26 protein-coding genes are annotated in these 25,446 nt (G+C 61.5%); 4 read left to right on the top strand and 22 right to left on the bottom strand.

What is annotated here, in order from left to right:
• Positions 1-159: 159 nt before the first annotated feature.
• On the top strand, positions 160-1,122 hold the full coding sequence (locus I6E74_RS13765) for an ROK family protein (protein ID WP_197126668.1): 963 nt from the start codon (positions 160-162) through the stop codon (positions 1,120-1,122).
• A gap of 58 nt (positions 1,123-1,180) precedes the next feature.
• Here the strand turns inward: I6E74_RS13765 and I6E74_RS13760 are convergent, their stop codons facing one another.
• Entirely contained in the window at positions 1,181-2,428 is a 1,248-nt protein-coding gene (locus tag I6E74_RS13760) for a CynX/NimT family MFS transporter (protein WP_197126667.1), read from the bottom strand.
• A gap of 90 nt (positions 2,429-2,518) precedes the next feature.
• On the opposite strand from I6E74_RS13760, the gene I6E74_RS13755 reads away from it, so the two are divergent.
• Positions 2,519-2,788, top strand: coding sequence for a hypothetical protein (locus tag I6E74_RS13755; protein WP_197126666.1), 270 nt, complete (start codon positions 2,519-2,521; stop codon positions 2,786-2,788).
• Between the two features lie 10 nt (positions 2,789-2,798).
• On the opposite strand, the gene I6E74_RS13750 is transcribed toward I6E74_RS13755, so the two are convergent.
• The 4 genes from I6E74_RS13750 to truB are packed head-to-tail and all read right to left on the bottom strand — an operon-like array spanning position 2,799 to position 5,531.
• On the bottom strand, positions 2,799-3,755 hold the full coding sequence (locus I6E74_RS13750) for a bifunctional riboflavin kinase/FAD synthetase (protein WP_197126665.1): 957 nt from the start codon (positions 3,753-3,755) through the stop codon (positions 2,799-2,801).
• A 1-nt stretch (position 3,756) separates the two neighbouring features.
• Positions 3,757-4,170 carry a hypothetical protein gene (locus I6E74_RS13745; RefSeq protein ID WP_197126664.1) on the bottom strand — a complete coding sequence of 138 codons (414 nt, stop codon included), beginning with the start codon at positions 4,168-4,170 and terminating at the stop codon, positions 3,757-3,759.
• A gap of 25 nt (positions 4,171-4,195) precedes the next feature.
• Positions 4,196-4,564 (bottom strand): hypothetical protein, encoded by a 369-nt coding sequence (locus I6E74_RS13740; RefSeq protein WP_197126663.1) that lies wholly within the window; start codon positions 4,562-4,564, stop codon positions 4,196-4,198.
• Positions 4,557-5,531: a tRNA pseudouridine(55) synthase TruB gene (gene truB, locus I6E74_RS13735; RefSeq protein WP_197126662.1), complete on the bottom strand. Its 975-nt coding sequence runs from the start codon at positions 5,529-5,531 to the stop codon at positions 4,557-4,559. Before truB ends, I6E74_RS13740 begins: the two co-directional genes overlap by 8 nt.
• Positions 5,532-5,663: 132 nt before the next feature.
• Between truB and I6E74_RS13730 the strand changes: the two genes are divergently transcribed.
• Both I6E74_RS13730 and I6E74_RS13725 read left to right on the top strand, forming a co-directional pair.
• Positions 5,664-6,683, top strand: coding sequence for a ketopantoate reductase family protein (locus tag I6E74_RS13730; protein WP_197126661.1), 1,020 nt, complete (start codon positions 5,664-5,666; stop codon positions 6,681-6,683).
• Positions 6,684-6,742: 59 nt separating this feature from the next.
• Entirely contained in the window at positions 6,743-7,636 is an 894-nt protein-coding gene (locus I6E74_RS13725) for an A/G-specific adenine glycosylase (RefSeq protein ID WP_197126660.1), read from the top strand.
• Positions 7,637-7,677: 41 nt separating this feature from the next.
• Here I6E74_RS13725 and rbfA read toward each other — a convergent pair whose 3' ends face one another.
• From rbfA to I6E74_RS13640, 17 genes are all read right to left on the bottom strand, one after another.
• Positions 7,678-8,160: a 30S ribosome-binding factor RbfA gene (gene rbfA, locus I6E74_RS13720; protein WP_197126659.1), complete on the bottom strand. Its 483-nt coding sequence runs from the start codon at positions 8,158-8,160 to the stop codon at positions 7,678-7,680.
• A 115-nt stretch (positions 8,161-8,275) separates the two neighbouring features.
• Entirely contained in the window at positions 8,276-11,092 is a 2,817-nt protein-coding gene (gene infB, locus I6E74_RS13715; protein ID WP_197126658.1) for a translation initiation factor IF-2, read from the bottom strand.
• 90 nt (positions 11,093-11,182) lie between these two features.
• The gene (locus I6E74_RS13710; protein ID WP_197108869.1) at positions 11,183-11,473 is read right to left on the bottom strand and encodes a YlxR family protein; all 291 of its coding nucleotides are present in this window, start codon (positions 11,471-11,473) and stop codon (positions 11,183-11,185) included.
• A 120-nt stretch (positions 11,474-11,593) separates the two neighbouring features.
• On the bottom strand, positions 11,594-12,592 hold the full coding sequence (gene nusA, locus I6E74_RS13705) for a transcription termination factor NusA (protein WP_197108871.1): 999 nt from the start codon (positions 12,590-12,592) through the stop codon (positions 11,594-11,596).
• A 75-nt stretch (positions 12,593-12,667) separates the two neighbouring features.
• On the bottom strand, positions 12,668-14,449 hold the full coding sequence (locus I6E74_RS13700) for a proline--tRNA ligase (RefSeq protein WP_197126657.1): 1,782 nt from the start codon (positions 14,447-14,449) through the stop codon (positions 12,668-12,670).
• Positions 14,450-14,467: 18 nt separating this feature from the next.
• Positions 14,468-15,616, bottom strand: coding sequence for a flavodoxin-dependent (E)-4-hydroxy-3-methylbut-2-enyl-diphosphate synthase (gene ispG, locus I6E74_RS13695; RefSeq protein WP_197110642.1), 1,149 nt, complete (start codon positions 15,614-15,616; stop codon positions 14,468-14,470).
• A 40-nt stretch (positions 15,617-15,656) separates the two neighbouring features.
• Positions 15,657-16,715: an alpha/beta fold hydrolase gene (locus tag I6E74_RS13690; protein WP_197126656.1), complete on the bottom strand. Its 1,059-nt coding sequence runs from the start codon at positions 16,713-16,715 to the stop codon at positions 15,657-15,659.
• A gap of 45 nt (positions 16,716-16,760) precedes the next feature.
• Positions 16,761-17,402, bottom strand: a complete 642-nt coding sequence (locus I6E74_RS13685) for a CoA transferase subunit B (protein ID WP_197126655.1) — start codon at positions 17,400-17,402, stop codon at positions 16,761-16,763.
• Positions 17,402-18,178, bottom strand: a complete 777-nt coding sequence (locus I6E74_RS13680; RefSeq protein WP_197126654.1) for a CoA transferase subunit A — start codon at positions 18,176-18,178, stop codon at positions 17,402-17,404. The genes I6E74_RS13685 and I6E74_RS13680 overlap by 1 nt, the downstream gene beginning before the upstream one ends.
• Complete coding sequence (locus I6E74_RS13675; protein ID WP_231605074.1) at positions 18,175-19,083, bottom strand: alpha/beta fold hydrolase; 909 nt, start codon at positions 19,081-19,083, stop codon at positions 18,175-18,177. The genes I6E74_RS13680 and I6E74_RS13675 overlap by 4 nt, the downstream gene beginning before the upstream one ends.
• Positions 19,080-19,826: a 3-hydroxybutyrate dehydrogenase gene (locus tag I6E74_RS13670; RefSeq protein ID WP_197126653.1), complete on the bottom strand. Its 747-nt coding sequence runs from the start codon at positions 19,824-19,826 to the stop codon at positions 19,080-19,082. Before I6E74_RS13670 ends, I6E74_RS13675 begins: the two co-directional genes overlap by 4 nt.
• The gene (locus I6E74_RS13665) at positions 19,823-20,479 is read right to left on the bottom strand and encodes a TetR/AcrR family transcriptional regulator (protein ID WP_197126652.1); all 657 of its coding nucleotides are present in this window, start codon (positions 20,477-20,479) and stop codon (positions 19,823-19,825) included. The genes I6E74_RS13670 and I6E74_RS13665 overlap by 4 nt, the downstream gene beginning before the upstream one ends.
• A complete protein-coding gene (locus tag I6E74_RS13660) occupies positions 20,476-22,038 on the bottom strand; it encodes a class I adenylate-forming enzyme family protein (RefSeq protein WP_197126651.1) in 1,563 nt (520 codons plus the stop codon). Before I6E74_RS13660 ends, I6E74_RS13665 begins: the two co-directional genes overlap by 4 nt.
• Entirely contained in the window at positions 22,035-23,114 is a 1,080-nt protein-coding gene (locus I6E74_RS13655; RefSeq protein ID WP_197126650.1) for a branched-chain amino acid ABC transporter permease, read from the bottom strand. The genes I6E74_RS13660 and I6E74_RS13655 overlap by 4 nt, the downstream gene beginning before the upstream one ends.
• Positions 23,111-23,986 carry a branched-chain amino acid ABC transporter permease gene (locus I6E74_RS13650; RefSeq protein ID WP_197126649.1) on the bottom strand — a complete coding sequence of 292 codons (876 nt, stop codon included), beginning with the start codon at positions 23,984-23,986 and terminating at the stop codon, positions 23,111-23,113. Before I6E74_RS13650 ends, I6E74_RS13655 begins: the two co-directional genes overlap by 4 nt.
• Positions 23,983-24,690: an ABC transporter ATP-binding protein gene (locus I6E74_RS13645; protein ID WP_197126648.1), complete on the bottom strand. Its 708-nt coding sequence runs from the start codon at positions 24,688-24,690 to the stop codon at positions 23,983-23,985. The genes I6E74_RS13650 and I6E74_RS13645 overlap by 4 nt, the downstream gene beginning before the upstream one ends.
• Positions 24,687-25,442, bottom strand: coding sequence for an ABC transporter ATP-binding protein (locus I6E74_RS13640; RefSeq protein ID WP_197126646.1), 756 nt, complete (start codon positions 25,440-25,442; stop codon positions 24,687-24,689). Before I6E74_RS13640 ends, I6E74_RS13645 begins: the two co-directional genes overlap by 4 nt.
• Positions 25,443-25,446 lie beyond the last annotated feature (4 nt).

Raw genomic sequence — 25,446 nt, 5'->3', positions numbered from 1 at the left:
GGACACCCACGTGCAACATATGCGGGGATGCTTGCTCAGATGAGCAGCTGGTTGGGGTCGTGAGTGCGCACACGAGCAGCAAACACCCTGAAGCTGAACACCACACGAACGTCCACAGGTGCACAATGACCACCCCTCGAACCCCATAAGGTGGATGCCGTGACCACCACCACATCAAATCGCTATGCCCTTGCCATTGATATTGGCGGAACCAAAGTTGAGGCCGCCCTCGTTGACCCCGACGGCGTTGTTCTCACCCCGAGTCGCTTCCGCGCCCCCACGGGTCGTGCATCGTCGAGCGCCCAACTCGCTGAGAGCGTGCGCACCGTCGTGCGCCAGTCGATCGCCGAGCTTCCGGATGGCGCGGAACTACTCGGTGCTGGCATCGGCAGCGCTGGCCCCATCTCGGTGTCGCGCGGCGAAGTCTCCCCATTGAACTTGCCCGCGTGGCGCGACTTTGGAGTCCGAGCCTTGGTCGAAGAAGAATTGCCAGGACTCACGGTGTCTCTGCGCGGCGATGGAAACTGCATCGCACTGGCAGAGCACTGGATTGGCGCTGCCCAGGGAGTGAAGTACTTCATGGGCATGGTCGTCTCCACTGGCGTCGGCGGCGGGCTCATCCTCGATAATCAGCTCATCGACGGCCCCACGGGCAACGGCGGCCACTTTGGTCACGTCGAAGTTGGAGGAGAAACTGTTATCTGCGGTTGTGGCGGAACAGGCTGCGTTGAAGCAGTCGCCGCTGGCCCCAAAACCGTGGAGTGGGCACAATCGCAGGGCTGGACCGGTACCACCGGCGAAGAGCTGTCTGCCGACTATGCGGCCGGAAACGACATTGCGATCGCTGCGGTTCGCCGCTCTGCGCGTGCCGTTGGCCACGGAATCGCCTCAGCCACGGCGCTCGTTGATCTCGAACTCGTCGCAATCGGTGGCGGTTTCTCCCACGTCGCCGCCGACTACATCGATCTGGTTTCCGAAGCCATCACCGACCGCGCACCGTTTCCGTTCATCACCAAGGTGCGCGTCGTCGCTTCCGGGCTCTCCGGCGATGGCCCGCTGATTGGCGCGGCTTCCCTCGTGCACCACCCCGAGCGCCTGAGCACCTCAGCACTCGGCCATTAGACGCACAGTTCAGGATGTCGTGCTGCGGCTGGCATCCTGAACGCGGCTAGGCGCACCGCTAATCGTCGAGAGCGGCTACCGGAAAATCGATCTCGTCTTCGACAAAGCGAGGGCGGGCGAGCATAACCGCGCTGATGAGCGCGAGCAGGCTAGCTCCCAGCAAGAACATAAGCGGCCACACCCAGCCACCGCTGAGCTCACGCACGAGGGCGACCGCAAACGGGCCAAGCGCCGCGACCGAGTAGGCGACGCTCTGCACAAACCCGCTGAGGGCTGCTGAGCCTTCGTGGGATCTCGTGCGCAGATTGATCAACACGAGGCACAGCGGGAACAGGATCGAACTGATCCCGACGAGCACCACCCACAACCAGGTCGCGACCGTCGGGGCAAACGCCAGGCCGATAAAACCGATGACGCCCACGAGGACTCCCCCGGCGATGACAACACCAATATTCTGCACGCGGCTGGCAAGAATCGGGCTCAGGATACCCAGCGGAATTCCGATGAGTCCGAAGAGGGACAGCATCGCCCCGGCCTCAACCGGAGTGAACTCGGCAGACTCGATAAGAATCTCCGGGAGCCAGGCAAAGAATGAATAGAACGAAACCGAGGAAACACCGAACGCAATCGTGATCGCCCACGCCGTCCGCGATTTAGCGACGGCCCACACCGAAATATGGGGCGTCAGCGGCAGCACGCTCTCATCGCTCACCGCACGACGTTTGGCCTGCCGTCCGCGCGACGTCAAAATAAGCCACGGCACGAACGCTGTGAGTGCAAGCGCCGCCCAGACCGCAACAGAGACTCGCCAGCCGGCAACATCCGCGATCGGTGCCGCGAAGAATGCTGGGATTGCCGCGCCCAACGAGATGAGCACGACGTAGCCACCTGTCACCGTCGCTAGGCGGTCCGGGAAATACTTTTTGACGGCGGGAGGCAGCAGAACGTTGCCGATGCCCATTCCCGCCAGAGCGACAAAACTACCAATGGCCAAGACGACGTAGTCATCACTGACCGCACGCAGGCTGGACCCCACAACCATGGCCGCCGCCGCGATGAGCAATCCAGCGTCGAGACCGCGGGCGCGAGCGAGCGCCGGCGCGGCGATTCCGGCGATGGCGAAAGCAATCGGCGGCAGCATCCCGAGCACTCCAAGGCCGAGGCTCGAGATCGGGATGTCGTTTTCGATCACGCCAATAATCGGCGAAATGGCCGCCACTGCGGTGCGCACATTCAATGCAACGAACAGGATGCCAGCAAGGGCAAGAATGCGGCCCCTCCACAGGGTGCGCGTGGGTGTAATCATTCGCACGAGTCTACGTCCCCGAAATCGTCTACCCGTACGATAGTGGTATCGCCGACAACTCGTGTCGGCTGGCATCTCAGGGAGACAAATATGGGTAACAGCGGATTCGACCTCGGGGACATTGGTGACGTCGTCGGCGATCTCGTCAAAGGCAAGGGTCTCGACACTGACGCTCTTGAGCCCATCTGGGAAGGCATCCAGCCGACCCTCAAGGGTCTCGACACCGACACGATCCTTGAGACCGTCGCGAACTGGGCCAAGGACCTCAACCTGCCCATCGTCGGCAACGTGCCCGATGACGTGGTGGAGAACCTCAAGAACGGCGTCAAGGTTCCCCTCGACAAGCTCATCAAGGGCTAACTCTTAAGAACTATTTCTTGGGCGTCTCTTTTGCGGGGACGCCCAAGATTTCTCTCACGGCAACTTCGTCAAGGCACATTTGCTCGATCAGAGCATCGACCGTCGTGTACTTGACCATGCCACGGACGTATTCGACGAATTCGATTTCGACTCGCTTGCCGTAAATATCGAAATCTTGGTCGAGAGCGTGTGCTTCGACCTGCTTCTCTGGCACCCCGTCAAAAGTCGGGTTGTTGCCGATGGACACCGCTGCCGCAAAGCGAACACCGTCTATGACGAGCCACGCCGCGTAGACGCCATCTGCCGGAATAAAGCCTTCAGAGTTTCGTTCCAAATTGGCGGTCGGATACCCGAGCTCTCGCCCACGCTGTTGGCCGAGTACCACGACGCCCCGAACCGAGTGCGGGGCCGTGAGCAATTGCCCGGCCTCAGCCACTCGGCCCTCAGCGAGAAGCTCGCGCACAAAGGTGGAGGAGACGCGACGGCCTTCTTCCAAAGCAATGTCGTCGATGACAACGACATCAAAACCGTGTTGCTCGCCGAGAGTGCGCAGCAAAGCGACATCGCCGGCGCCGCGAGCGCCAAAGCGGAAATCAGCTCCGACGAGAACAACCTTGGTGTCGAGCGCCCCCGCGAGTACCGTCGCGACAAAGTCATCAGCGGAGACTTCGCTGAGGGCACGGTCAAAGGTCAAGACAAGAGCGGCGTCGACGTCGGTCGTGGCCAGTCGTTCCAGCTTCTGTTCCTTGCTCAGCAAAGGTTGTGGGCACGCTGCAGGGTTCAACAGGCTCATCGGATTGCGGTCGAAAGTGACAACGACAGAGCGCAAACCGCGTTCAGCGGCAACCTCCCGCAAGCGAGCCAGCACCGCACGGTGTCCGCTGTGCACGCCATCGAACTTGCCGATAGTGACGGCAACGGGACCGTAGGTCACGGGGACAGCATCAATTGACTCGAAAACATCCATGTCAGCGTCTCCCCTCAGCACGACGCACCCGATACAGCCAAATCAGGCCAAGCACCGGAAGAGCGAGAGGCACGAAGAGATAGCCGGCGCCGAAAGCAGACCAGACAGTATCTGCAGGGAACAGCACGGAATCTACCTGACTGAGGGTTCCGACAGTGATTACTCCGACAAGTTCAAAAACAATCGCGATCACAGCGACGCGGAACCAGCCCCGACCCGAGCGAATGAGGGCAACAGTGGCGACAATGTAGACGAGCCCCGCTAGCCCAGACAACAGATATGCCAGAGGCGCTTCATCGAACTTGGTGGCGATCTGAAACAGCGACCGCGCGGTGGCGCCCAGCGCCATCACCGCATAGACGGCAATCAGCACTCGGCCGATGCCCGAGGCAGTCGAAGAAGCTTTCCTAGTCATCACGTTCAACTTTAGGCGCTCTCGGCTACGCCAATTGCACAAACCAGATTTGGCTCATGCGGTAGACCATGACGGCGATCGACAAACAGGCCACGCCCAAGATGACCGTGCTCCAGCGGTTGCGCTCGATAAGCCCCCACATGACAGCGGCGGGAGGAATCAGGATGGCCGATACCAGATAAATCCAAAACTCCAGTGCACTGCCTGTCGCGACGTTACCAAGCAGCGGCGCGATGATCGCCATCACGAGCTGGATGATGAGAAAAAGCTCGACTAGTAGCGTCGCGCCAAGGGTGTAGTCATTGGGCTTCACTCCCGCAAAGCCAACGATCAGGGCGCCAAGCCCGGCAACGATCGCGGTGACGATCTGAACCCACACAAACCACTCAACCATTGTTCGGGGTTCCTTCCTCAGGGGCTAACTCGCCGTCGGCCGTCGGCAGGTTCTCGGGCGCAGCTGGCTCGGCATCCGGCCTAAAATTGGAGAGGATGCGGGCGCGGCCGTCGACGATCTCCAAAAGACCAACCAGGCGGCCTTCCGCGTTGATAGCGGCGATCGCACCCTCGCCCTGAGGCTCCAGAGCGATTTGCTTGCCCTGCGCCAGATCTGCAGCCTGCTCGTCATCGAGATCGACAGTGTCGAAAAGCACACGAGCGACCACGGCCGGTGCCACGAGCTTCGTTTCGAGATCCTCATCGACAGCACTCGCGCGCTCGACAGAGAACGGCCCGACCCGAGTGCGACGCAGCACCGTGAGGTGACCACCAACGCCCAACGCCTCCCCCATGTCACGAGCAAGGGCACGAATATAGGTGCCCGAGGAACAATCCACTCGAACCTTCACATCAATGAACTCTCCGCGAGCGATCTCCAGCACTTCGAAAGCAGAAACTGTGACCGCTCGCTCAGCCAGCACGACCTCTTCGCCCGCGCGAGCCAACGTGTACGCACGGCGACCATCCACCTTGATGGCGCTCACGGAACTGGGGCGCTGCGAAATAGCGCCGGTGAGGTTAGCCACGGCGTGCGCGATGGCATCGTCGGTTACGGCAGCGAGAGCCGCGGCATCCGCGGTCTCAGAAAGCTCTCCCTCAGCATCGTCGGTATTCGACGACGCCCCCAAACGAATTGTGGCCGTGTATTGCTTGTCAAGGCCCACGAGATAGGTGAGCAGTCGAGTCGCGTTATTGACGCCGAGCACGAGAAGCCCGGTGGCCATCGGATCGAGCGTGCCCGCGTGACCGATCTTGCGGGTGCCCACTGATTTGCGGGCCCGAGAAATGACGCCATGGCTCGTGATGCCTTGAGGCTTATCGACGAACAGGATGCCGCTCGTAGGATTGCGTGGCGGCTTAGCCATAACATTCCTTTCCGCACGGGTGCCCTAGATGGGCAGCCCCACAACTTTAGCCAATTCTGGCGCCGTCGACGTGCGGCGCTCCCTTGAGTTCGGTCAGGATAAATGTTCACGTAGTACGCCTAGACTTCCCCTATGCGAATCGGCGTTATTGGGGCGGGTGCCGTGGGCGGTGCAATAGCAGCGTTACTCGCGCGCGCCGGCAACGATGTTGAAGTGACAGCCCGCGGAGCCCACCTTCAGGCCATCCGCGAATCGGGACTCACCCTCACCGGCGCCTGGGGTGACAGTGTTTCCCGCGTACGTGTTGCTGGCACCCTCAGCCGCGTCAACGAACTCGTGATCGTTGCTACAAAAGCGCACGATGCTGAAGAGGCGATTCGCGACAACATCCGCTTCTTGCGCGACCTTCCGGTCGTCATCTTCCAGAACGGTCTCGACTCACTCGATGTCGCCACCCGCGCTTCCCCGCGATCAGACATCATCGGCGGGCTTGCAACCTTCGCTTCATCATTCCTCTCCCCCGGCATCATTCGTGTCACCGCCGCCGGCCCCAGCTACCTCGGAGTCGCCGGGAACAACGATGTGCCGGCACGGTACGCCGCTCACGCGCTCAATACCGTGATGCCGACCTTCGCTGTGGCCAACTTCCAGGGTGCCCAATGGACGAAGCTCGTCATCAATCAGGTCAACGCGTTGCCGGCGATCACGGGCCTCAGCGTGCAAGACGTCATCGAAGATCGGGCGCTGCGCCGGATAATGACCGCAAGTATGCGTGAGACGGCACGCACCGCCCTCGCCAGCGGCATCCGCTTCGAAACCCTTCAAGGGCTCTCCCACCGACGCCTGCGCGACCTCGCACGGTCACCGCTGTGGCTCGGTCAGATCATTCCCCTACTCATGAGCCAACGGATGGGGCGCACACCCAATCCCGGCTCTACGCTGCAGAGCATTCGTCGCGGACAGATCAGCGAAGTGGACGCCCTCAACGGCGCCGTCGTGCGCGCCGCCGCCGAGATCAACCGCGCCGCCCCGATCAACGCGCTCATGGTTGAGCTCGTGCATTCCGTTGAAAAGACCGGCAACTTCTTGAGTAGCGACGATGTCGCTGCACGATACGCCGCGCTCGACACCAGCACTCGCCCCGCTCGATAGCCAGCGCCGATTACGCCCCGACCCTGCGCCCGACGACTTCGACGAAACCACAGACTTCCGTGACCACCGAAACCGCGACGCCTGATCGCAGCGAAATCGCCCGACTCATCCGCAACTGGTTTACCGAACACGGCCGCGACCTGCCGTGGCGACACGATGACTTCGGGGCGTGGGGAATCCTCGTGAGCGAGATCATGCTGCAGCAGACCCCCGTGGTTCGCGTCATCCCCCGACTCGCGCAGTGGCTCGAACGCTGGCCATCCCCCGCAGCCCTTGCGGCCTCCGCCCCCGGCGACGCCGTTCGAGCGTGGGAACGGCTCGGCTATCCGCGCCGCGCTCTCAACCTGCACGCTGCCGCGACCGTCATCGCTGAGGTCCACCACAACGTGGTTCCCGAGGATGTGCCGACCCTGCTGTCGCTGCCCGGGATCGGCGACTACACGGCCCGCGCTGTCGCTGTGTTCGCCTACGGCCACCATCACCCGGTCGTTGACACCAATGTGCGGCGGGTGATCGCCCGGGCTGTCAACGGCGAGGGCGAAGCGGGCCCGCCGTCGACGAAGAGAGATCTCGCAGCGATGGAGCAGCTTCTGCCCGCCGACCGGGCTGCAGCTCACGCCACCAACGCGGCCGTCATGGAACTAGGCGCGATCGTGTGTACCGCCAAGAAACCGCGGTGTGAGGAGTGCCCGGTGCGCGAGCTGTGCGCATGGCGTGCTGCTGGCTACCCGGCCTATGAGGGTAAGCGGCAGGTGGTGCAGAAAAAATTTGAGGGCTCAGACCGCCAAGTGCGCGGTCTTATCCTTGCCGAGCTTCGGGCCAGCGATGTGCCGGTCACCGCAGACGAAATCACGCAAGTGTGGGCGGATGCCGAACAGCGTGAACGCGCACTGGCAGGCCTCCTGAAGGACGGACTCGCCGTAGCTGAGGATTCGGGTTACGTTCTGCCCTAGCGGGCGTCAGTCAGGCGCGCTTTCGCCGCCTGGCGGAAGCGCTAGGCCTGAGTCGCGTCATCCTCGTCGTCGTCAAAGCCTGCGGCTTCTTCTTCGGCGGCAAGATCGCGAGGCTTCACGTAGGGGTCTTCTTCTCCTGCGTACTTCGCGCTCTTCTTGAGAGCGTCAACCGACGCGTCCCGCTGTTGGGCTTCTGTAAGAAGCGAGTCGATGAGAGCCGCGTTCTCGGGGATGCCGTCTGCAATGAACTGAATTGATGGCGTGAGGCGTGCGGTGAGATTCTTACCCACTTCGCGACGCACGAGGCCGGTGGCCGACTTGAGAGCCGCTGCACTGTCGCTGCGTTCTTCGTCAGTGCCGTAGACCGTGTAGAAAACTGAAGCGTGCTGGAGATCGCCAGTTACCCGAACGTCAGTGATGGTCACGAAACCCAGGCGAGGATCTCTGATGCCACGCTCAAGCGTCTTAGCAACGATCACCTTGATGCGGTCCGCCATTTTCGCGGCGCGAGCTGCGTCAACCATCTTTACTCCTTAGAACATTCTCCGCCTCGGGGTGTACCGAGGCGTTGACGGCAACCTGACCAGGAAGCTTGCGTAGCTCCGCTTCCTGATCAGGTTGCCGTCATAAGCCAACAGGCTAGACCCGCGGCTTTTCCTTCATTTCAATTGTCTCGATCTCGTCACCGATTTGGATGTCGTTGAACTTACCAAGTCCGATACCGGCTTCGTAGTCGGTACGAACTTCAGTGACGTCATCCTTGAAGCGACGCAGCGAGTCGATCGCCAGGTTGTCGCCAACGACGACACCTTCGCGGATAACTCGTGCTTTGGCGTTTCGCGTGATCGTTCCCGATCGCACGATGACACCGGCGATGTTTCCGACCTTGGAGGAGCGGAAGATCTCGCGGATCTCAGCAACACCCGACTGAACTTCTTCAAATTCAGGCTTGAGCATTCCCTTGAGCGAGTTCTCCACGTCTTCCAGCGCGGCGTAGATGACCGAGTAGAAGCGCACGTCGACACCTTCGCGAACGGCGCGCTCGCGTGCCTTCGGATCGGGGCGAACGTTGAATCCAATGATGATGGCGTTGTCGACCGTGGCGAGGTTGATGTCGCTTTCGGTAACAGCACCGACACCGCGGTGGATGATGCGCAGCTGAACCGAGTCATCAACATCAATCTTGAGCAGCGACTCTTCGAGGGCTTCAACAGCACCCGATACGTCACCCTTGATGATGAGGTTGAGCGATTCGACCTTGCCGTCTTCGAGGGCCTTCGTGAAGTCCTCGAGGCTGATGCGCTTGCGGCTGCGAGCGAGCATTGCGTTACGCTCTGCTGCTTCGCGCTTTTCAGCGATCTGGCGGGCCATGCGGTCGTCGTCGGTAACCAAGAACACGTCGCCGGCCTTGGGTACTGAAGTCAGACCGAGCACAGCAACGGGGCGCGAAGGCTCCGCGTGTGTAACCGATTCGCCGTTCTCATCGAACATGGCACGAACGCGACCGTAGGCGGTACCCGCAACGATGGGGTCTCCGACTTCAAGCGTTCCCGACTGGATGAGCACGGTAGCAACAGCACCGCGGCCCTTGTCGAGCTTCGCTTCAATCGCGACACCACGAGCGTCCTTGTTGGGGTTTGCGCGCAGGTCGAGTCCGGCATCCGCTGTCAGGAGCACTGCGTCAAGAAGCTCGGTGATACCGACCTTGTTGAGCGCCGAGACATCCATGAACATGGTGTCTCCGCCGTACTCTTCTGCAACGAGGCCGAATTCGGTGAGCTGCTGACGCACCTTGGCCGGGTTTGCACCCTCTTTATCGATCTTGTTGATCGCGACAACGATCGGAACGTTTGCTGCCTGAGCGTGGTTGAGAGCTTCAACCGTCTGGGGCATGATTCCGTCGTCTGCTGCAACCACGAGGATCGCAACGTCGGTGACCTGAGCACCACGAGCACGCATAGCGGTGAACGCTTCGTGGCCCGGGGTGTCAATGAAGGTGATCGGACGTTCGATACCGTCGTGCTCTTTGACGACCTGGTAAGCACCAATGTGCTGCGTGATGCCACCGGCTTCGCCCGCAACAACGTTGGCGTTACGGATAGCGTCAAGAAGCTTGGTCTTACCGTGGTCGACGTGACCCATGACAGTAACAACAGGAGGACGAATAACAAGTTCGTCTTCTGATTCGTCTTCGAGTTCTTGATCGAGGTCCATGTCGAAGCCGAGCAGAAGCTCGCGGTCTTCTTCTTCTGGCGAGACCATTTCGATCTTGAAGCCGAGTTCTTCACCCAGGATGTCGAACGTGGCCTCATCGAGAGACTCGGTTGCCGTCGCCATTTGTCCCAAGTGGAACAGAACGGTGACGAGGTTTCCGGGGCTCGTGTCGATCTTGTCGGCGAAGTCGGTGATCGATGCACCACGGCGAAGACGAATGACTTCCTTGCCGTTTCCGCGCGGGACGCTAACGCCACCAAGCGACGGTGCTTCTCTCAGTTCGAACTCTGCCCGCTTCGCTCGCTTGGACTTGCGTGCCTTGCTCTTGCCGCCACCGCGACCGAAAGCACCTGCGGTGCCTCCACCGGGGCCACGACCGCGTCCACCAGCTGGCGGACGGTTAGGACCAAAGTTGTTTCCTGGTGCTCCACCGGGACGGAATCCGCCACCAGCTGCGCCTGGGCGTGCGCCGGCGCCTGCTCCAGCAGGACCGCCTGGACGCTGACCGAAGCCACCTGGGCGCTGACCCTGGCCGGGTCCACCGGGACGAGGCGAGCCGGGACGAGGTGAACCTGGGCGCGGCGAACCGGGACGAGGTGCACCCGGACGCGGAGCGCCGGGACGAGGCAGGCCCGGACGCGGAGCGCCAGGACGAGGAATTGAGCTTGCGCCACCGGCAGGTGCCGGTCGTCCCATGCCCTGATTCGAGGCGAAGGGGTTGTTTCCCGGACGGGGAGTACCCGGACGAGGAACAGCGGAAGGGTTGGGAGCATCTGCTGCGCCGCCCGCAGGCTTTGCACCAGACTCGGCGGAAGCCTTCTCAGCGGCCAATGCCTTTTCAGCAGCCAATGCCTGAGCTTGACGCTCGGCAACAGTCAGAGGAGCGGGAGCCGCGCCTTCTTCTGGTTCAGCAGCCTGCTCGGGCTCCGGTGCAGCAGCGGGTGCTTCCTCAGCAACAGGTGCTGGGGTCGGCGCGCTTGGCATCGGAGTTTTGGGCTTCGGTGTCGCTTTAGCGGCAGCCTTCGGCGCGGCCTTGGGAGCAGCCTTAGGCTTCTCTGGCTCTGCCGGTGCTTTCGCTGCGTCAGCTTCGAGCGCAGCCTTCAACCGTCGGGCGACGGGGGGCTCAATGCTCGATGACGGGCCCTTAACGAATTCGCCCATTTCTTTGAGCTTCGCTAGAGCAGCCTTGCTATCGACGCCAGCTTCGGCGGCGACTTCGTGTACGCGTGGTTTTGCAGCCACTTTTCTCCTGTCTGGGTCTGCTCCCAGACAGGGGCAGACCACTAATTACGGACGGAACTCATTTCGAGCCGCTCATTAGTTGTCCATAGGTCAATCAGCCTGTTCGTTAGGGGACATCGGTTGATGTCCCGCCTCATATTCAGCTAACACTGAAAGAAGTGCTCCGGTATCTAGCGGTGGTTCCACCTTCAACGCACGTGCAAAAGCTCTGCGTTTGATTGCAGACTCAAAACACGTAGTTGTGGGATGAAGCCACGCACCGCGACCCGGAAGTGTGGCCGAATGGTCGGCCACAACCGCACCGTGAGATGCGATAACCCTCAGTAACGAGGATCTGCTGGCGCTCGCGCGACAGCCAATACACGTTCTTACTGCTTCCATGATACCCCTACTCTGCAATCCCGCACTCCCCCGCGCCCGAGAATAAACGCACGCGCGATGGAACGCTACCGGCCTCCCCCACAGCACACCGTGCTGCGGGGAGAGCCAGACGAACGACTATTAGTCGTCGAGAATCGAGTCGGGCTGGATGTCGATGCGTGCGCCGGTGAGCTTGGCAGCCAGTCGGGCGTTTTGCCCTTCCTTGCCAATTGCCAATGACAGCTGGTAGTCGGGCACGAGGGCACGAACCGCCTTGGTGGCCTCATCGATCACGAAGGAGCTCGATACCTTGGCGGGCGAGAGCGCATTAGCAACAAAGGTGGCGAGGTTCTCGGAGTAGTCGACGATGTCGATTTTCTCGTTATTGAGTTCCGCTGTTACTGCTCGAACACGCTGGCCAAGCTCGCCAATGCACGAACCCTTCGCGTTGATGCCGGTCTCGGTTGCCCGGACAGCCATCTTGGTGCGGTGGCCTGCCTCGCGGGCAACAGAAGTGATTTCTACCAGTCCGCTGGCAATCTCAGGAACCTCAAGCGCGAAGAGCTTACGAACGAGCGACGGGTGGGTGCGGCTGACCGTAATCTGCGGCCCCTTGTCGCCCTTGTTTACTGCCGTGACGTACACCCGGATGCGTGATCCGTGCGTGTATTCCTCGCTAGGAACCTGCTCTTCGGGAGGCATGATTGCCTCCACCGAACCGAGGTCGATGTGGATCATGCGAGGGTTGGGACCCTGCTGAATCACGCCGGCAACAATGTCACCCTCGCGACCCTTGAACTCGCCAAGCACCTTGTCGTCACCAATGTCGCGCAAGCGCTGGTTGATGACCTGTTTTGCCGCGAACGCTGCAATACGTCCGAAATCACTGGGGCTGTCTTCAGCCTCGCCAATAACCGCACCCTCTTCGTCGTACTCAGGGACCCAGACACTGACGTGTCCAGTTTTGCGGTCGAGCACAACACGAGCGGTCGGCTGCACTTCTACAGCCTTACCTTCGGGAGCCTCAACGTGCTTGAGATAGGCGCTCAGAATCGCCTGCTCAATAATCTGCACCAGTTCTTCGAACGGTATCTCTCGCTCGCGCTCCATCATGCGCAGCACGCTCAAGTCGATATCCATTGAGGACCTCCGATATTCATTTAGGGGTTGTGACTCGAAACCGTCTGCGGCTCCGAACTTGCTAGTTTAGCTGGCTTATTTCGAGAGTGTAGCGACGACATCGGCCACAGGGGTACTCGTGCGCTCGTTCGTCGCGCGATCCCAGACTTCGACCATTCCGTTGGCGGCATCGCGACCGACAATCACAATCATGGGCACGCCGAGGAGCTCAGCATCGCCGAACTTCACGCCGGGCGAAACCTTCGGGCGATCATCGAAGAGCACGTCGAGACCCGACTGCTCAAGCGAGCTCACGAGGCCTTCGGCGGTCTCGTAGACAACGGCGTCCTTGCCCGCCGCAACGATGTGCACGTCGTAGGGGCTGATCTGCTTGGGCCACAACAGGCCCTTGCCGTCGTTCGTGGTCTCAGCGATGGCCGCCATCAAACGGGTGACGCCGATTCCGTAGGACCCCATCGTGACGGTGACAAGCTTGCCGTTCTCATCCAGAACCTTCAGCCCGAGCACCTCAGCATACTTGCGGCCGAGCTGGAAGACGTGACCGATCTCCATGCCGCGAGCGGTTTCGATGGGACCGCTGCCATCGGGGGCAGGGTCGCCGGCGCGGACATCCGACACCTCAACGGTGCCGTCAGAGATGAAGTCACGACCGGCAACGAGACCAAGGACGTGCTTCTCGTGGAGGTTGGCGCCCGTGATCCACTGTGTGCCATCAACGACGCGGGGGTCGAGTACGAAGCGCACGCCCGTCGTCGACTTCTCGCCGATGACAGCGCCCTCGGGCGACCATGGACCGATGTAGCCCTTAACAAAGCCGGGGTTTCCCTCGAGCTTGGCCAGCTCGGCGAAATCTTTCTCCGTGGCGGGCTCAACCTGAGCCGGCGCGAAGGCAACCTCGGCGCGCTTCATGTCAACATCGCGGTCGCCAGGCAAACCGACGACAACGAGTTCGCGCGTTCCGTCAATTGACGTCAGCGCGAGAACGATGTTCTTGAGCGTGTCTGCGGCGGTCCAAGGACGATCATCGCGGGGCTGCTCTTCGTTAGCGAGAGCAACAAGAGTGTCGATCGTGGGAGTGTTCGGCGAATCGAAGACCAGCGGAGCGGGCAGGCCATCAATCGGCAATGCCTCGGGAACGGTGGTGCGGTACGCCTCAACGTTGGCGGCGTAGCCACCAGCCGAGCGCACGAACGTGTCTTCGCCCACGGGAGTCGGGTGCAAGAACTCTTCGCTCTTCGAGCCACCCATCGCGCCGGCATCCGCGCTGACAATCACGTATTCGAGACCGAGGCGGTTGAAGATGCGCTCGTAGGCGTCACGGTGCTGCTGGTACGAAACATCGAGGCCGGCATCCGTGTAGTCGAAGGAGTAGCTGTCTTTCATCGAGAACTCGCGACCACGCAGCAGACCGGCACGGGGGCGAGCTTCATCGCGGTACTTGTCCTGGATTTGGTACAGCGACAGCGGCAAGTCTTTGTAGCTCGAGTACAGGTCTTTCACGAGCAACGTGAAGACCTCTTCGTGCGTGGGCGCCAACAAATAATCGGCGTCTTTGCGGTCCTTGAGACGGAAGATGCCGTCACCGTACTCAGTCCAGCGGCCCGTGAGCTCGTAGGGTTCGCGCGGCAGCAGAGCCGGGAACAGCACCTCTTGGGCGCCAAACGACTCGAGTTCTTCACGGATGACCGCTTCAATCTTGCGGCGAACCTTGAGCCCGAGCGGCAACCACGCAAAAACACCGGGAGCCTGCCGACGGATGTAGCCGGCGCGCACCAAAAGGCGGTGGCTGGCTACTTCAGCATCGACGGGATCTTCGCGAAGCGTGCGGACAAAGAGTTGAGAGAGACGTGTAGACACGCCTCAATGGTAGTGCGCCTACGGGGTGAGAACTTGCGGACTTCCCGTGGCACCGGCCGGCATCTCTGCTGCGATGCGGTTGGCCTCTTCGATCAAGGTCGCCACGATGTCTGCTTCGGGAACAGTCTTGATGACTTCACCCTTCACAAAGATCTGGCCCTTGCCATTACCGCTGGCAACACCGAGGTCAGCTTCGCGAGCTTCACCCGGTCCGTTGACGACACAGCCCATGACAGCGACGCGCAGTGGAACCGTCATTCCTTCGAGGCCCTCGGTGACATCGTTGGCGAGCTTGTAGACATCGACCTGCGCGCGACCACACGAGGGACACGAGACGATTTCAAGCTTGCGCTCACGCAGGTTGAGCGACTGCAGAATTTGCAGGCCAACCTTAATCTCTTGCACGGGAGGAGCCGACAGCGAGACACGAATCGTGTCTCCGATGCCCTCCGATAGCAGGATGCCGAACGCCGTTGCGCTCTTGATCGTGCCCTGAAACTCCGGCCCGGCCTCGGTCACACCGAGGTGCAGCGGCCAGTCGCCGCGCTCTGCGAGCATGCGGTACGCCTTGACCATGACAATGGGGTCGTTGTGCTTGACCGAAATCTTGAAGTCGTGAAAGTCGTGCTCTTCGAAGAGGCTTGCCTCCCAGACAGCGCTCTCTACGAGCGCTTCTGCGGTGGCCTTGCCGTACTTCTGCAGCAGACTTGGCTCGAGCGAACCGGCGTTGATACCAATGCGCAGGCTTGTGCCCGCGTCTTTGGCAGCCTTAGCGATCTCGCCAACCTTGTCGTCGAACTTGCGAATGTTGCCCGGGTTGACGCGCACGGCGCCCACTCCGGCATCAATCGCGGAAAAAACATAACGCGGCTGGAAGTGGATGTCGGCAATAACCGGAATCTGGCTCTTTTTCGCGATGATGTGCAGCACATCCGCGTCGTCTTGATGAGGCACAGCAACACGCACGATGTCACAACCGGATGCCGTGAGTTCGGCAATCTGCTGCAGCGTCGCGTCAATATTGGTGGTCTGCGTCGTCGTCATGGACTGGACGCTCACTTGTGACTCGCTGCCGACTCCTACTGAACCGACCTTGATCTGCCGGGTCTTGCGACGGGGAGCGAGGACTTCAGGGACTTTCGGCATTCCGAGATTAATTGCTGGCACTAACCCATCCTAAAGCCGACTCCTGAACATCAGCGGAACGCTAGCGCGCGCCGAGGTGAGCAGTCAGTGCCTGCACAAACTCCTCGGGACGCTCAAGATGCGCTGAGTGGCCACAGTTTTCCCACGCCAGCTCGGTGTACTCGCCGCCGTTGGCCTTGTACTGCTCGAAGACCGCGCGGGTTTGTTCGATCATCGGCTGCGGCGGGGCAACCTCGGCGCCGGGCCAGCCCGGGATGACACCAAGCTGTCCCAAGAAGTTGAGGTCGAAACCGGAGGCATCCGACACAATCGCGTCTTGCAGACCGCGCACCCAGAGAATGCGCGGCTTCGTCGGCAACTCGGTGATGGCGCTGACGTTGAAGTGGTTGGGAGTCATGGTGTTGAGCACGCCACGACCGCCGGGACCGAAGCCCGGCCACGCGTCAACAGCAACCGAGTCACCCGGGTAGTTGTCCTCACCGGTAGCGGTCGTGAGCATCGATTCGATCCACAGGTCTTCGTGTTCGGTGTGGGCTGCGGCATCCGCCACATAAGCGGTGCGGAACACCGAGCGAGCGGAGGTCGGCGACTCGTCGGCCGCATCGCCCGCGTTCAACTGAGCCACGAACTCGGGGTTCGCTCCCCCGCCTCCCGTACCCGAGCACTCCGGGTTCAAGAGTTCACCATTCGCGCCCTTCGTGCCGCCGAAGCCGTAGGGCGAGACGGGAGACACCAACGAGACGGTCTCAACACGGTCGGCGTAATCGAGCATGAACTGCATCACGATTCCGCCCCCCAGGCTCCAGCCGACGAAGCTCGCGCTCTCGATGCTCAGCGCGTCAAGCACAGAAGCGATGTCGTCAGAGAAGTCGCGAACGCCGCGCGTGGCATCCACGGGAAGCGTTTCGCTGTCGCCGAAGCCGCGCAGGTCAATCGCCAACGCGCGAACGCTGCTATCGAGTGCGAGCATCGTGGGCTGCCAGAACAGCGACGACGAGACGTTTCCGTGCACGAACACCACCGTCGACGTTGCGGTGTCGGATGGGCGCTCAAGAACCGACGCGACAATGCGCGGTGTGGTGACGCTGTGCTGAACGATGCCAGTGAGAAGGGTAGCCATGATGTGTCCTTTGGTGAGTGGAACTACGGGTGGTGGCGAAATTTCTTAAGTAGTGAGCTCGACAATGAGTTCGGGTTCGGTGGCAGCGCGAACGGTCGCTTCGTCGACGCCGGGGGCAAGTTCGCGAAGAACGAGACCGCGGTCGGTGATATCAATCACCGCGAGATCGGTAATGATGCGGTGAACGACACCGCGGCCGGTCAGCGGCAGCGAGCACTCGTTTACGATCTTGGGGCTGCCATCTTTGGCGACATGCTCCATGAGCACGATGACGCGAGCCGCGCCGTGCACAAGATCCATGGCGCCGCCGGGGCCCTTGATCATCTTGCCGGGAATCATCCAGTTGGCGAGATCGCCAGCGACCGAGACCTGCATAGCGCCGAGAATGGCGGCGTCTATCTTGCCACCGCGGATCATGCCGAAGCTCATGGCCGAGTCGAAGAAGGCCGTGCCGGGAAGGGTCGTGACCGTCTCTTTGCCCGCATTGATCAGGTCGGGATCGACATTCTCTTCGGTGGGGTACGGTCCGACACCGAGGATGCCGTTCTCCGATTGCAGCACCACCGTGCGGCCCTCAGGAACGTAGTTCGGCACGAGCGTCGGAAGGCCGATACCGAGATTTACATACGAGCCATCAGCCAGTTCGAGCGCGGCACGCGCCGCCATTTCTTCGCGAGTCAAAGCCATTATGCGACCACCTTCTGCACTGTGCGACGTTCGATCCGTTTCTCGACATCGGGGCCAACCTCGATGATCCGCGTGACATACACGCCGGGCAGGTGAACGGCATCCGGTTCTATCTCGCCTGGCTCCACGAGCTCTTCGACCTGGGCGATACAGACGCGGCCAGCCATCGCGGCTAGCGGCGAGAAGTTGCGCGCCGACTTCGCGAAGACGAGGTTGCCATGACGGTCGCCTTTGAGCGCGTGCACAAGTGAGAAGTCGGTCGTGATCGATTCTTCGAGCACGAAATCTTTGGGGGTGCCGTTCACGTCGAACGAACGAACCTCTTTTTGAGGCGAGGCAATCGCGATGCCGCCCGAACCGTCGTAGCGGCGCGGCAGGCCGCCCTCCGCAACCTGGGTTCCGACGCCGGTTTGCGTGAAGAATGCTGCGACTCCCGAGCCACCGGCCCGAAGCTTCTCGGCGAGGGTGCCCTGGGGGGTCAGCTCCACTTCGAGCTCCCCCGTCAAGAACTGACGCTCAAACTCTTTGTTCTCGCCCACATACGACGAGGTCATCTTGCGGATGCGGCGGGCAGCCAGCAGCACGCCAAGCCCCCAGTCATCGACACCACAGTTGTTGCTGACAATGCTGAGGTCATCTGACCCTGACTCGAGCAACGCTTGGATAAGCACCATCGGATTTCCGCAGAGGCCAAAGCCGCCAACGGCAAGAGATGCCCCGCTCGGAATATCAGCGATCGCTTCTGCCGCTGACCCCACTGTCTTATCGATGCTCACGCTCGGACCTCCCGCGGTTGATTCGCCAATATTTCAGTAATGACGTCCGCAACACCGTCGGCGCCACGCTGCGTCAAAGTAATCGTGTAGTGGTTCACGTCGGCGGCCTCAGAGAACGTCACGTGAGGAAGTTCAGAACGCCAGCGGTCGCACTCTTCCGGAGAATACAATGCCGGAACCTGATTGAGAAGACCCCGCGGCGCCCGGATGAAGTGCACCGGCATCGTGAGTCCACGAAGTCCCGCAAGATAATCGGTGTCGCCGCTCAACTGCAGCGCATCGAAACTGACCGCAGCCAGGTTGCTCGCCGGGTGCAGCTCGGGGGCGGTTCCCACCAAGTCGTAATCGACATAGTCGCGGATGGCCTCAGTGAAGTTATCGGCGAACGCCGGGTGCACTCGCCAAAACTCCTGGTAGCTCTCGCGGTCGGCGAACGTCATCGACAACCGATCAACAGCCGGCCCCAAGATGACCTGCGGCAGATCCTCCATCGACACGCCCTCCGGTGCCGGAATCGGCAAACCGCCATCAATCAAGAGGAGGCTGGAGACACGCTCCGGGTACTGCGCCGCCAAAGTTGCTGCGACGAAAGCACCCATCGAATGCCCAACGACGAGCGCGGAATCAGTGCCGGTTGCGGCCAACAGCGCGTCCATGTCCTTAGCGTGCTGCGGCATCCCGAACGGAGCGGGAAGGTCGCGGCTCGCACCGCGACCGCGCAGATCGGGAGCGATCACTCGGCAATCCGGGAACGCGGCTGCGATGAGCGGCCACGACATGTGCGACGCCGTAATGCCGTGGATAAGCAAAATCGTGCCGCGAGGTTCCGACTCGGGCTCCCAGATCGCAGCGGTGAGTTCGCCGCCATCGACCGCGCAGGTAAAGGTGGTGTGTCGCTCGGTCATCGTGCGCTCCAGCCGCCATCCATCGTGTACGAGGCGCCTGTGACCATTCCAGCCGTGTCACCCGCGAGCCAGAGCACGAGATCGGCGACCTCACTCGGTTCCAGGAGTCGCTTGATCGCACTTTCGGTGAGCATGACCTTCTCGACGACTTCAGCCTCTGGGATGCCGTGCACCTTGGCCTGATCGGCAATCTGCTTTTCGACCAGCGGCGTGCGCACGTAGCCAGGGTTGACGCAATTGCTCGTGACGCCGTGGGCACCGCCTTCGAGGGCCGTGACTTTCGAGAAGCCTTCGAGCCCATGCTTCGCGGCAACGTAGGCCGATTTGTAGGGCGACGCGCGGAGGCCGTGCACCGAGCTGATATTGATGATGCGACCGAACCCGCGCTCGTACATTTTCGGTAGCGCCGCCCGCACGAGCAAGAACGGTGCTTCGAGCATGAGGTCGAGAATGCGGCCGAACATGACCGGGTCGAAACTTTCGATGGGGCTCACGTGTTGGATGCCCGCATTGTTGACGATGACATCCACGTCGAGCGTGAGATCGGCGAGCGCCACCGTGTCGGTGAGGTCAACCTGCCACGCTTCACCACCAATGCGGTCGGCTTGAGCTTTCGCGGCATCACCATTGAGGTCGGCCACGACAACGTGGGCTCCAGCGCGAGCAAGTGACTCGGTGCACGCGGCACCAATTCCACTCGCTCCGCCGGTGACGAGGGCTCGACGGCCCGTGAGATCGGTCATTTCTCGACTCCTTCAGTGCTCGGCTCTGGCACGGCCAAAGCGCGGCGGATAAACGTAATCATCTGATCGAGAACTTCATCGGGCACGCGAGATGTGCCACTCGCGGTCGGGTCAGCATCGTGGCCAGCGTCGGGCGAATCGCCCCACAGCACCCAGCGCATCCCGATCATTTCGCCGATGCCCATGAGGGCCCAGGCGGCGACGGTCGGGTCGATGTCACCGATTTCGCCGAGCAGTTGAGCTTCTTTGAGGCCCTCAATGTAGCCGTCGACGATGCGGGAATAGTGCAAGCGCAGCGACTTGGGCGACACGAATTCGGCTTCGCGCACGACGCGATAGAGGGCGGGGTGTTCGGCGGTGAATTCGAAGAAGGCCCTAAACCCAGCACGCTCTGATTCGATGCGGTTGGATGCCGCCCCCGAAGCTTCGCTCATGGCACGACGAACGCGGCGGTTGAGATCCTCCACGAGCTCTTCGAATATTTCGAGTTTGCTCGCGAAGTAGAGATAGAAAGTGCCTTGACCGACGCCGGCCTCTTCTGTGATGCGCACGACTGAGGCATCTGTGTAGCCATAGCGGGCAAAGATTGTTTCGGCCGCCTCGATCAGTTTCGTCTTCGTGCGAGTGCCGCGAGCGGTGAGGGGTGTGCTCATGAACTGATCCGTCCGTGGTGTGAAGGCTGTTCTGTCCATTGTTCTAGCAACACTCGGCGACGAACTTTGTCGCTGGATGACCGAGGAATCTGTTCAACGAAGATCACTCGCTTGGGCACTTTGAATTTGGCGAGACTTGCCCGCGCAAACTCGAGAACGTCGGTCTCGTCGGTCGATGCTCCTGATCGCACGACCACCCAGGCGATAGCGACCTCGCCCCACGTCTCGTCGGGAACCCCAACGACAGCAACGTCGGCAATCGCCGGATGCCCGAAGAGCACGCCTTCGATCTCGGCGGGGGCGACAGATTCTCCCCCGGTGATGAAGATGTCTTTGAGGCGGTCGAGCACGCGATAGTAGCCCTCCGCGTCGCGACTGACGAGATCGCCGGTTGCCAGCCAGCCGTTGCGGAGCGCGAGCGCTGTAGCTTCGGGGGCACGAAAGTAGCCGCTGAAAACTCCGGGACCGTGCACGAGCAATTCGCCCTGGCCTTCGCCCTCGATACGTTCTCCCGTCACGGGGTCGGCGATATCGACATCCACGTGAGGGTAGGGCTTGCCTGCAGAACCGATGCGGGTGCGTGCTTCTTCATCGGGCAGGCACAGCACGTTGGGCGCCGCTTCGGTGAGGCCATAACCCTGAGTGAGGGCGACGCCGCGGCTGTGCCAGACGCGCAAGAGCGGTTCGGGCATCGGGGCTCCGCCGACAATGGCGTGGGCAAGGCTTGAGAGATCGCTTGAGGCGAATCGCGGATGCTGCGAGAGGATCAAGTAGTTGGCGGGCACACCCATCATCGTGGTGATGCGACGGTCGGCGATGAGCTGCAGCACTCGGGCCGGATCAAATGTGCGCTCGAGAACGACGGTCGCGCCCATCCACCAGGCCAGCAGCGGCTGGATGTTCCAGCCACCGACGTGGTACTGCGGCATGACGGCGAGCACGGTGTCAGCACTCGTAATCTCGGCCGTGCGCGAGAGCGAGAGGTTGGTCCAGAAGCAATTGGCGTGGCTGAGAATAGCGCCCTTGGCCTGATCGAGGGTTCCCGACGTGAAAATGATGAGCAGAGGATCGTCGTCGCGCACGGCACGTCGCACGGGGTCGACGCTCGCGTGCTGGAGCGGGGCGACAATGTCGCGTTCAATACCGTGAGTGCCGAGGATGCCGCGAGCGATTGGTGCAATGAGGCGGTCGGTGGCGAGGGTTGCCAGGGTCGCGAACTCGTCCTCAACGAGCAGCAGTGCGGGGTCTGCCTGTTCGAGCTGTTGCGCGATCTCCCGCGGCGACAACCGCCACGAGAGCGGAACGAGCACGAGCCCAGCCTTGGCGCACGCGAAGAACACGACGACGTGGTCCGAGCTATTGCCCGTGATGGTGGCGATGCGATCGCCAACACCGTAGCCGCCATCGAGGAAGGCTTCGGCGAGCGCCGTAGCCCGATCATCCAGTTGGCGGTAGGTCAGCACGACACCGCGGTCATCGACAGCAACTCTGTCTGGCGTCGCGAGTGCGCGGTCGGCAGTCCACCGCCCGAGCGTGTGTAGCCCTTCAGACTGGGTCATTCCGCCTCCTCAAGCAGCTTGCGCTCTGACGGTGTGGCAGAGGTGCCTGTGGAGAGGCGCTTCACCGCACCGGCGATTCCTCCGGGAAGGAACAACACCACAAGGATAAACAGGGTGCCGAGGATAAAGAGCGGTTCGGAGAGAGGAATGCGCAAAATCGCGGGAAGTCCGTCGATGGCATCCGAGCTGGCCAGAGCCGTGAGGCGCTGATCGAGCAGGGTATAGATGATGCCGCCGACGATTGCACCCCAGCGCGAGCCGACACCTCCGAGCACAACAATCACCAGGATCGTGAGCGTGAAGTCAGCCGAGGTTGCCCGCGGTGTTGTGCCGCTCTGCAGCAGCAAGTGCACCATTCCCACGAGCGAGGCCATCACAGAGGCGATGACAAACGCCATGAGCTTCACGCCGAAGGGACGGAGGCCGAGCACCCGCACGCGCAACTCGTTTTCGCGGGTTGCTGTCACAGCATGACCGGCACGGGAGTTTTCGAACCACGCGACAACCACGAACACCACGACGAGCAGTGCGAGTGAGAGCCAGTACAGGTTACGGGTGTTAACCACTCCGATGAAGAAATCTGGGATGTGCTCGGTATCGAGTCGCAGGCCCTCCTCACCACCCGTGATGGCGGGGTTGCGTCGCACGAGCACGTTGCCGGCTTGAGCGAAGGCGAGCGTCACCATCGCAAAGGAAATCCCCGTGACGCGCAGACTCAGCGAACCCAGAAGATACGCGGCGGCAATGACAACCGCGAGAGTGAGCCCGAGAGCGGGAATCAGCGTCAGCTCGGTCTGCTGCAGCACGATGCCGAGACCATAGGCCCCGAGCGCGAAGTACAGCGCGTGGCCGAAGGACAGCATCCCTGCCGTGCCAAAGAGCAAGTGGTAGCTGAGCGCCAGCGACGCAAAGAGCAAAGCGAGCGCGAGCAGTTGAAGCGTGCCAGGCGTGTAGGTTGCGCCCGGCAGCACGCCGGGGATCGAAAGGTTGAGCAGTGGCAGCAGTGCGGCTACGACGACGAGAACGCCGCCGACGATCCACCAGGTGCGCTGACTCAGGTTTGCGAGCGACTTCATGCTTTCTTCCCCAAGATTCCGGTTGGGCGCACCAACAAGACGACGGCGAGCAGGAGAACGACCATGAGGTCACCTGTTCCACCCCAGAAGTAATTGGCAAACTGCTGCAGGATGGCGACCACCACCGACGCGATAGCGGCGCCAGCGAGTGAACCCAGGCCACCGATCACGGTGACAATGAACGCGAAAATCAGTAGCGATCCGCCGAGCTGGGGCGAAACGTAGCCGAAGTAGTGCGAGGCAAGGACGCCACCCAAACCGGCGGCAGCGCCACCGATCGCGAACACGACCGTGAAGGCCTTGCGCACATCGATACCGAGCGCCGTGACCATGGATCGGTTTTCAACACCGGCCCGAATGATGAGGCCGAAGCGGGTGTAGCGCAAGAAGGCAACGATTCCGAGCAGCACGAGCACTGCCGCCCCGATCATCAAGAACCGGTCGTTGGGAACGCGTGCCCCCAAGATCTCAGTGGTCTGCGACAACCACGGAGGTGCTGTCACGTAGATCGGGTCGGTACCCCAGATGCCCTCAAAGAGAGCAACCGTCGCGAGCGCCAAACCGACCGTCACGAGCACTTGTTCGATATGCCGGTTGTAGAGGCGTCGGATGAGCAGAAACTCGGTCGCGGCAGCAACAGCAGCGCCGACGACCATTCCGAGCAGCATCGAGGCGATGAGGGTGCCCCAGCTTTCGCCGCCCATCCGTCTCGATAGCTCCCAGCCGGCAAATGCACCAAGCGTGAGGAAGGAACCGTGCGCAAAGTTCAGCACGCCCATGAGGCCGTAAATCAGCGAGAGACCGGATGCGACCAGGAAGTAGAGCGCACCGAGGCCGAGTCCTGTAATGAGCAGGAGAATTATGGTGCTCACGCGACCCCCAACAATTCTTTCGTGAGGGCTTCGTTGCCCAAGAGTTCTTCGGCGCTGCCGTCGTAGACCACGCGACCGCCTTCGAGCACGATCGCTTTGTCGGCGAGCATCCGCACGACCTGCAAGTTTTGTTCCACCAAGAGCACCGGCACTGTTTGAGCGGCACGTTCGAGTGCTTTCGCGACATCCATCACGATCAATGGCGCCAGGCCCTTGGTCGGTTCGTCGACGAGGAGGACCCTGTTGTCGTTCACGAGCGCTCGTGCCAGTGACACCATCTGCTGCTGGCCACCCGAGAGGGTGCCGGCAAGCTGACCGGCCCGCGCAATGAGGTCCGGAAAAAGTTCTTCTATGAGTTGGCGGTTCGGCGTGGAATCACGCTCAGCCAAACGGAGATTCTCGTTCACGGTGAGCGAGGCAAAGACTTCGCGGTCTTCGGGAACATAACCAACGCCCCGCTGCACGATGCGGTGAGTCGGTTCGCGATCAACGCGCTCCCCCGCAATCGTTACTTCACCCGAGCGCTCAATGAGGCCCATGATGGCGCGCAGCGTGCTTGTCTTACCGACACCATTGCGGCCGAGAAGCGCCGTCACGCCGACGGGGAGCATCTCAAAGCTCACGTCCTCGACCACTTGCTGACCTTCGATGCTGGCGTTTAAACCAGCGACCGTCAGAATCGACTCGGTCACAATGTCGGTCATAGTGGCGCCCCCAAATAGGCCTTCTGCACCGCTTCGTCTGCCATGACGGCATCCGGGGTGTCACACGCGAGCAAACTGCCATGGTGCATAACGGCGACTCGGTCGACCAGGCCAAGCACGACATCCATGTGATGTTCGACCATCAGCACGGTGCGACCCGACTGATGAACCTGACGAATCACTTCGGTGAGCCCGGCAACGTCGCCCGAAGCGACACCCGCCATCGGCTCATCGAGCAGGATGACGCTGGGATCGGTAGCCAACAACATGGCGATTTCGAGCTTGCGCTTGTCACCGTGGGACAGCACCCCGGCCTCAGTGGCCGCGTGGTGACTGAGCCCGACTTCCTCGAGACGAGCTCGAGCAATAGTGGTCGCTTTGTCGCGCGACCGCGGAAAGCGCAGTACCGAGGTGGCACCGCCCAGCTTCACTTGAGCGGCGAGGCGCACGTTCTCCAGCGCACTGAGCGCCGGGAAGAGGCTGGATGTTTGAAAGGTTCTGCCGAGCCCAGCCCGGGCCCGCGCATCAATGGTCTGATTCGTGACATCACGCCCTTCAAGAGTGACGGCTCCCGTCGTGGGAGTCATCACCCCCGAGATGAGATTGAAGAGCGTGGTTTTTCCGGCCCCATTCGGGCCGATCACGCCGAGCATCTCACCCTGGGCGATCGAGAGGGACACGTCATCGATGATGACGGCTCCCCCGATCGTGAGGGCAAGGTGCTCGACCGTGAGCACGGGCTGGTTCGACATAGTT

Source organism: Salinibacterium sp. SWN139 (assembly GCF_015864625.1).
Lineage (GTDB): Bacteria > Actinomycetota > Actinomycetes > Actinomycetales > Microbacteriaceae > Rhodoglobus.
This window is presented reverse-complemented; position numbering and strand designations above follow the sequence as displayed.

Excerpts from the sequence above, each read along its gene's own strand:
- I6E74_RS13760 (WP_197126667.1), bottom strand. The coding sequence starts at position 2,428 with ATGATTACACCCACGCGCACCCTGTGGAGGGGCCGCATTCTTGCCCTT.
- I6E74_RS13755 (WP_197126666.1), top strand. The coding sequence starts at position 2,519 with ATGGGTAACAGCGGATTCGACCTCGGGGACATTGGTGACGTCGTCGGC.
- I6E74_RS13750 (WP_197126665.1), bottom strand. The coding sequence starts at position 3,755 with ATGGATGTTTTCGAGTCAATTGATGCTGTCCCCGTGACCTACGGTCCC.
- I6E74_RS13745 (WP_197126664.1), bottom strand. The coding sequence starts at position 4,170 with ATGACTAGGAAAGCTTCTTCGACTGCCTCGGGCATCGGCCGAGTGCTG.
- I6E74_RS13740 (WP_197126663.1), bottom strand. The coding sequence starts at position 4,564 with ATGGTTGAGTGGTTTGTGTGGGTTCAGATCGTCACCGCGATCGTTGCC.
- truB (WP_197126662.1), bottom strand. The coding sequence starts at position 5,531 with ATGGCTAAGCCGCCACGCAATCCTACGAGCGGCATCCTGTTCGTCGAT.
- I6E74_RS13730 (WP_197126661.1), top strand. The coding sequence starts at position 5,664 with ATGCGAATCGGCGTTATTGGGGCGGGTGCCGTGGGCGGTGCAATAGCA.
- rbfA (WP_197126659.1), bottom strand. The coding sequence starts at position 8,160 with ATGGTTGACGCAGCTCGCGCCGCGAAAATGGCGGACCGCATCAAGGTG.
- I6E74_RS13710 (WP_197108869.1), bottom strand. The coding sequence starts at position 11,473 with ATGGAAGCAGTAAGAACGTGTATTGGCTGTCGCGCGAGCGCCAGCAGA.
- nusA (WP_197108871.1), bottom strand. The coding sequence starts at position 12,592 with ATGGATATCGACTTGAGCGTGCTGCGCATGATGGAGCGCGAGCGAGAG.
- I6E74_RS13690 (WP_197126656.1), bottom strand. The coding sequence starts at position 16,715 with ATGGCTACCCTTCTCACTGGCATCGTTCAGCACAGCGTCACCACACCG.
- I6E74_RS13685 (WP_197126655.1), bottom strand. The coding sequence starts at position 17,402 with ATGGCTTTGACTCGCGAAGAAATGGCGGCGCGTGCCGCGCTCGAACTG.
- I6E74_RS13675 (WP_231605074.1), bottom strand. The coding sequence starts at position 19,083 with ATGACCGAGCGACACACCACCTTTACCTGCGCGGTCGATGGCGGCGAA.
- I6E74_RS13670 (WP_197126653.1), bottom strand. The coding sequence starts at position 19,826 with ATGACCGATCTCACGGGCCGTCGAGCCCTCGTCACCGGCGGAGCGAGT.
- I6E74_RS13665 (WP_197126652.1), bottom strand. The coding sequence starts at position 20,479 with ATGAGCACACCCCTCACCGCTCGCGGCACTCGCACGAAGACGAAACTG.
- I6E74_RS13660 (WP_197126651.1), bottom strand. The coding sequence starts at position 22,038 with ATGACCCAGTCTGAAGGGCTACACACGCTCGGGCGGTGGACTGCCGAC.
- I6E74_RS13655 (WP_197126650.1), bottom strand. The coding sequence starts at position 23,114 with ATGAAGTCGCTCGCAAACCTGAGTCAGCGCACCTGGTGGATCGTCGGC.
- I6E74_RS13645 (WP_197126648.1), bottom strand. The coding sequence starts at position 24,690 with ATGACCGACATTGTGACCGAGTCGATTCTGACGGTCGCTGGTTTAAAC.
- I6E74_RS13640 (WP_197126646.1), bottom strand. The coding sequence starts at position 25,442 with ATGTCGAACCAGCCCGTGCTCACGGTCGAGCACCTTGCCCTCACGATC.